Annotated in this window: 5 protein-coding genes; 4 read left to right on the forward strand and 1 reads right to left on the reverse strand. The window is 68.9% G+C overall.

The window, feature by feature from the left end:
- Positions 1-183: 183 nt before the first annotated feature.
- Positions 184-1,197, reverse strand: a complete 1,014-nt coding sequence (locus E2651_RS40440; RefSeq protein ID WP_135336263.1) for a LacI family DNA-binding transcriptional regulator — start codon at positions 1,195-1,197, stop codon at positions 184-186.
- A gap of 251 nt (positions 1,198-1,448) precedes the next feature.
- Here E2651_RS40440 and E2651_RS40445 point away from each other — a divergent pair, with 251 nt between their 5' ends.
- The 4 genes from E2651_RS40445 (at position 1,449) to E2651_RS40460 (ending at position 5,950) form a co-directional block, all read left to right on the forward strand.
- Complete coding sequence (locus tag E2651_RS40445; protein WP_135336264.1) at positions 1,449-2,756, forward strand: extracellular solute-binding protein; 1,308 nt, start codon at positions 1,449-1,451, stop codon at positions 2,754-2,756.
- 20 nt (positions 2,757-2,776) lie between these two features.
- Complete coding sequence (locus tag E2651_RS40450; protein WP_135336265.1) at positions 2,777-3,712, forward strand: sugar ABC transporter permease; 936 nt, start codon at positions 2,777-2,779, stop codon at positions 3,710-3,712.
- A gap of 35 nt (positions 3,713-3,747) precedes the next feature.
- Entirely contained in the window at positions 3,748-4,641 is an 894-nt protein-coding gene (locus E2651_RS40455) for a carbohydrate ABC transporter permease (protein WP_135336267.1), read from the forward strand.
- 64 nt (positions 4,642-4,705) lie between these two features.
- Positions 4,706-5,950, forward strand: a complete 1,245-nt coding sequence (locus tag E2651_RS40460; RefSeq protein WP_135336266.1) for a glycosyl hydrolase — start codon at positions 4,706-4,708, stop codon at positions 5,948-5,950.
- Positions 5,951-5,983 lie beyond the last annotated feature (33 nt).

Consider the following 5,983-nt stretch of genomic DNA (forward strand, 5'->3'; position numbering starts at 1 on the left):
GCTCGGCTCGGCTCGTGGCTGGGGCGGGGATGCGGGGGTTGTCGCTCGGCTCGGCTCGGCCCGCGGCCCGGACGAGGGTGCGGGGGGCGTCAGTCTGCTCAGCTCGCGGCCCGTCCAAGCGCGGGGGGTGTCCGCCTGATCAGCCCGCGGCCCCTCCAGGGCGCACGGGGCCGCCGACCCCGCTCAGCACGCGATCCGCCCCGTGCTCTCCCGCTCGATCAGCCGGGGCAGCGGCACCTGGACCGTGGCCGCGGGTCCGTCGTCGAGCAGCGCCAGCAGCTCCCGCGCCGCCGTCCGCCCGAAGGACACCGTGTCGCGCGACAGCGCGGTCAGCCAGGGGTGCACCATCCGGCACAGCGCCGAGTCCTCCCACGCCACCACCGACACATCCCCGGGGACGCTGAAGCCGAGCGACGCCGCGGCGGCGACGCCCGCCACCGCCATCACGTCGTTGTCGTACACGAGCGCCGTCGGCGGCGACGAGTCGCCCAGGACCCGCCGCGTCACGGCCGCGCCCTCCGCGTCGGAGTAGTCGGTGGTCACCGAGCGGACCTCGGACAGGTCCCGGCGCAGCGCCTCCGCCCGCAGCGTGCGGATCCGCCGCTGCGTGTGCGCGAGGCCGGGAAGCCCCGCGATGTGCACGATGCGCCGATGCCCGAGGCCGTACAGATGGTCCACGACCGTGGCCATCGCCCCCGCGTCGTCCGCCCAGACGGTGGAGAGGCCCGGATGTGCCGCCTCCGGATCCGGCGCGCCTCCCGTCACCACGGCCGGAAGACCCAGCTCGTCGAGGAGCGCGGGGCGGGGATCGTCCGTGCGCGGGTCCACCACCAGGACGCCGTCCACCCGGTGCTCGGCCCACCACCGCTGGTAGACCGCGCACTCGGCGGCCACGTCCTCCACCACCTGGAAGAGCAGGCCGAGATGACGCTCCGCCAGGACTTCCTGGATGCCCGAGATGAGCTGCAGGAAGAAGGAGTCGACGCCGAGCGTCCCGGCGGGCCGTGCCACCACGAGCCCCACCGTCGCGGAGCCCTCGCCGGACAACGCGCGCGCCGCCGTGCTCGGCCGCCAGCCCAGCTGCTCGGCGACCCTGCGGACGCGGTCGCGGGTGACGTCGGAGACTCCGGGCCGGTCGTTGAGCGCGAAGGAGACGGCGCTCTCGGAGACTCCGGCACGGCGCGCGATGTCCTTCATGGTCGGCCGGCGTGCCGGTGACCGCTTGCCTTGCACCCGTGTTGCCCCTTTCCCGTTGCCCGCATACTAATGCGCTTGAGCCCACCCACTCTAAAGCGCATTAGTCGATCCCTGCAAGAACTTCAACACACCTCACTGACCTGCATAGTTGACCTGCTCGCCAAGGATTCTTCAACGAATCCATTGACTTTTTACCCGCGTTCCATGCAGGGTCTGCCTCACGCTGGGCCGAGCAAAGGAGCCGTTTCACCGTGCGCATCTCCCGTCACCCCCGCATCCATCGAAGGGCAGTCGCCGCTGCCGCCGCCATCGCCGTGCTTCTGCCGCTGAGCGCCTGCGGGGACGGAGGTGACGGCGGCGGTTCCAACGACGCGTCCGGCAAGATCGAGGGCGAGATCACCTTCCAGACCTGGAACCTGAAGGCCAACTTCAAGTCGTACTTCGAGGGCGTCGTCGACGGCTTCGAGAAGAAGTACCCGGGCACGAAGGTGAATTGGATCGACCAGCCCGGCGAGGGCTACGCCGACAAGATCAGCGCCGACGCCGCCGCGGGCACCCTCCCCGATGTCGTGAACGTCTCGCCCGACCTGGTGGCCCCGCTCGCCAAGGCCGGCCTCGCGCTCGACCTCGACAAGGCCGCGGGGAAGTACGAGAAGGAGTACCTGCCGGGCGCGTGGCAGAGCCACCAGATACCGGGCACGGAGGGGACGTACGCCTTCCCCTGGTACCTGAACACCGGGCCGCTCTTCTACAACAAGCGGCTCTTCAAGGACGCGGGGCTCGACGCCGGGAAGCCGCCGAAGACGTACGACGAACTCTTCGCCGACGCCCTGCAGTTGTCGGAGAAGAGCAAGGGCAAGACCGCCACGCTCGCCAACATCCCCACCATCGAGGACTTCGGGCGCTACGGCGTGCCGCTGATGGACAAGGACGGGGCCAAGTTCACCTTCAACGGCCCCAAGGGGGTCGAACTCCTCAAGAAGTACAAGGAGTTGTACGACGCCAAGGCGCTCGACGGGCAGGCGCTCAACGCGACGCCCGAGTCGACGGGCAAGAAGTTCCTCACCGAGGCCGTCGCCATGAACCCCGGAAGCGCCCTGGACCTCGGTAAGTTCAAGAAGGAGGCGCCCGGCCTCTACAAGAACATCGGGATCACCCCGATGATCACCAACACGGGCAAGGACAACATGTATGTGATGGGCGTGATGGTGAACACCCGCACCAAGCAGACGCCCGCCGCCGTGGCCTTCGCGCACTACGTCACGGACGCGCAGCACCAGATGTCCTTCGCCAAGAAGGTCGCGATCTTCCCCAGTACGCAGGGCTCGCTCGACGACCCGTACTTCACCAAGCAGGACGGCACGGACGACACGCGCGTGCGGATCGCCGCCGCCAAGTCCATCAAGACCGCGGTGAATTACACGCCGGTCCTCTTCAGCGAGCAGATGAAGATCGAGCTGCGCAACAGCGTGGGCAAGGCCCTGCAGGGCAAGGAGAGCCCCCAAGAAGCGCTTGACAACGCTGTCAAGAACTGTGACCGGCTGCTGAAGCAGAGCTGAGACGAGCCGGGACCGCCACCATGAAAAGCTCAAGCGCCGCCACTGCCACCGCCACCGCGCCCCGCCCTGGACCGTCCCGCGGTCGCATCCGGCGTCAACTCCCGTCCAGCCCCTGGCTGTTCGCCGCGCCCGGACTCGCGATCGTGGGGATCTTCATCCTCTATCCGTTCGTCAGCACGGTCATCAACTCCTTCACCGACAAACGGACCCTGATCCCGGGGGAGTACGTCGGTCTGGACAACTTCCGTGAGCTGCTGCACGACGACATGTTCTGGATCGGTCTGCGCAACAGCACGCTGTACGTCGTCGGGGTCGTCCCCGCGCTCGTCCTGCTGCCCCTGCTGCTCGCGATGCTCGTCCAGAAGCACATCCCCGGCATCACCTTCTTCCGGTCCGCCTTCTACGCCCCGGTGGTCGCGTCCGTCGTCGTGGTGGGCCTGATCTGGGTGTGGATGCTGGATGAACGGGGCCTGGTCAACGCGGTGTTGGAGGCTGTGGGCGTCGGCAAGGTCGGCTTCCTCAGCGACCAGTGGCTGCTTCTGTTCAGCGCCATGGCGGTCACGGTCTGGAAAGGCCTCGGCTACTACATGATCATTTATCTGGCGGCGCTCGCCAACGTCCCCCGCGAGCTCCACGAGGCCGCGGCGGTGGACGGCGCGGGAGCGGTACGCCGCTTCTTCACCGTCACCGTCCCCGCCGTGCGCTCCACGATGGTCCTGGTCGCCGCACTGTCCTCGGTCGCCGCCTTCAAGGTGTTCTCCGAGGTCTATCTGATGGCAGGACCCAACGGCGGTCCCGCGGGCGAGGACACGACGCTCGTGATGCTGGTGCAGCGCGTCGGAACCGGCCTCACCGGCCGCGTCGGCTACGCGTCGGCCATGTCCGTCGTCGTCTTCGTCGTCACCGTCGCGCTGATGCTGCTCGTACTGCGGGCGGACCGGAAGGAGGACGCGTGAGCATCGCGACCGACGCGCGCAGGACCGAGAAGCCGGTGCAGGCCGGGGAGAAGCCCCGCAAGAAGCGCGCCCGGCGGGGGCGGATCACCGACGAGAACGGCCGCCGGATGCCCGTGTGGGAGATCGTCCTGCGCTACGTACTCCTGCTCGCCGTACTGGCGTTGATGATCGGCCCTTTCCTCTGGCAGCTGTCCACGTCCCTGAAGGGACCGCACGAGAACATCTTCAGCTCACCGCCGAAGTTCCTGCCGTCCGAGCCGACCCTGCACAACTACGAGCGCGTCGCCGACACCATCCCCGTCTGGGACTACGCGCTCAACTCCCTGAAGGTGGCCACCGCCAACGTGGTGACCAACTGCGTGGGCGCCACCCTCGCCGGCTACGCGCTCGCGCGCCTGCGCTACCGGGGCCGCAAGGTCGCAACCCTCGTCTTCATCCTCGCGATGCTGGTGCCGGTGGAGGGCATCATCATCGCCCAGTTCACGACCATGCGGGAGCTGGGCCTGAACAACACCCTCATCGGCGTACTGCTGCCCGGCAGCATCTCCGCGCTCAACGTCCTGCTGATGCGCAACGCCTTCCTGAACCTGCCGTACGAGGTGGAGGAGGCGGCGTACGTCGACGGGGCGAACGTATGGCAGCGGTTCTCCCGGATCGCCCTTCCGGCGGTCAAGGGAACCCTCGCCGTGGTCGCCATCTTCGCCTTCATGGGCGCCTGGGACGACTTCCTCTGGCCGCTGATCGTGCTGAGCGACCCGGACCGATTCACGCTGACCATCGGCCTGAACTATCTGCACGGCACCTTCGCCAACGACGAGCGGCTCGTCGCGGCGGGCACGGTCATCGCCGTACTGCCGCTGATCGCTCTCTTCGCCTGTCTGCAGCGGTACTTCTTCCGCGGGGTGGGCGAGGGGGCGGTCAAGGGCTGAGCCCCTCATTTCGCGTCGCCGTGTCGGAGATCATCCCCCCGCACCCCCGAGAACCAGGACTCGTATGCCTCGCACGCCTTCTGACGTGGTGCGCTTCGGCGCCAACTACACGCCGAGCCAAGGGTGGTTCCACCACTGGCTCGACTTCGACCTCGACGCCGTGCGCGCCGATCTCGACTCGATCGCCGCGCTCGGCCTCGATCACATCCGGGTCTTCCCCATCTGGCCGTACTTCCAGCCCAACCGCACCCTGATCCGGCCGCGCGCCGTCGAGCAGCTGGTGGCCCTCGCGGACGCCGCCGCGGAACGCGGACTCGACGTCAACGTCGACGGACTGCAGGGCCATCTCTCGAGCTTCGACTTCCTGCCCGCGTGGACGCAGACCTGGCACCGGCGGAACATCTTCACCGATCCGGACGTGGTGGCGGGGCAGGCCGAGTACCTGCGCACGCTCGCCGCCGCGCTCGCCGACCGGCCGAACTTCATCGGCATGACCATCGGCAACGAGGTCAACCAGTTCTCGGCGGGGCCGCATCCCGATCCGGATCGGATCACCGAGGAGCAGGCGGAGGCGTGGCTGACGCGGGTGCTCGTCGCCTGCGAGGAGGGAGCCCCCGGCAAGCTGCACCTGCATGCCGAGTACGACGCGGCCTGGTACCAGGACGACCAGCCCTTCACTCCGGCGCAGGCCGCCCGGCTCGGGGGTGCCACCGCCGTGCACTCCTGGGTGTTCAACGGCACGGCGCAGCGGCACGGGCGGGAGGGTGTCGCCACCGAGCACCACGCGGCGTACATGATCGAACTGTCCAAGGCGTGGGCGGACGATCCGCACCGTCCGGTGTGGCTCCAGGAGGTGGGTGCGCCTGCGCCCCTCATCCCGGCGGAGCACGCGGCGGCGTTCACCGAGGCGACGGTGGCGGCGGCGCTGGACTGTGCGGATGTGTGGGGCGTGACGTGGTGGTGTTCCCACGATGTGTCGCGGTCGCTGGCGGACTTTCCCGAACTCGAGTACAGCCTGGGTCTTTTGAGCAATGACGGGAAGGTGAAGCCGGGGGGTGCGGCGCTGGCGCGGATCGCCAAGGAGCGGCGGGAGTACGTGCCGGCGCCCCGGACGACGGCGCTGGTCGTCGACGACGATCCTCGGAAGCGGTCGGCCTGCGCTCCAGGGGGAGCGGTGTTCGAGGCGTTCGCCCGCCTCGCGGCGGACGGCGTGCGGCCTGCCGCGGTCCTCGCCGGCCGTGCCGCTGACGCGGAGCATCTCGCTGCGCGGGGCATCACGGAGGTCGTGTTGCCGGGGGAGGTGGGCTAGGCCAAGACGTTTCCTTTTCCCCAATCCCGCCCC

The organism is Streptomyces sp. MZ04 (assembly GCF_004684775.1).
Classification (GTDB): domain Bacteria; phylum Actinomycetota; class Actinomycetes; order Streptomycetales; family Streptomycetaceae; genus Streptomyces.

What these genes read in the sequence shown, in the direction of transcription:
- E2651_RS40440 (WP_135336263.1), bottom strand. Translation starts at nt 1,197, where the DNA reads ATGAAGGACATCGCGCGCCGTGCCGGAGTCTCCGAGAGCGCCGTCTCC.
- E2651_RS40450 (WP_135336265.1), top strand. Translation starts at nt 2,777, where the DNA reads ATGAAAAGCTCAAGCGCCGCCACTGCCACCGCCACCGCGCCCCGCCCT.
- E2651_RS40460 (WP_135336266.1), top strand. Translation starts at nt 4,706, where the DNA reads ATGCCTCGCACGCCTTCTGACGTGGTGCGCTTCGGCGCCAACTACACG.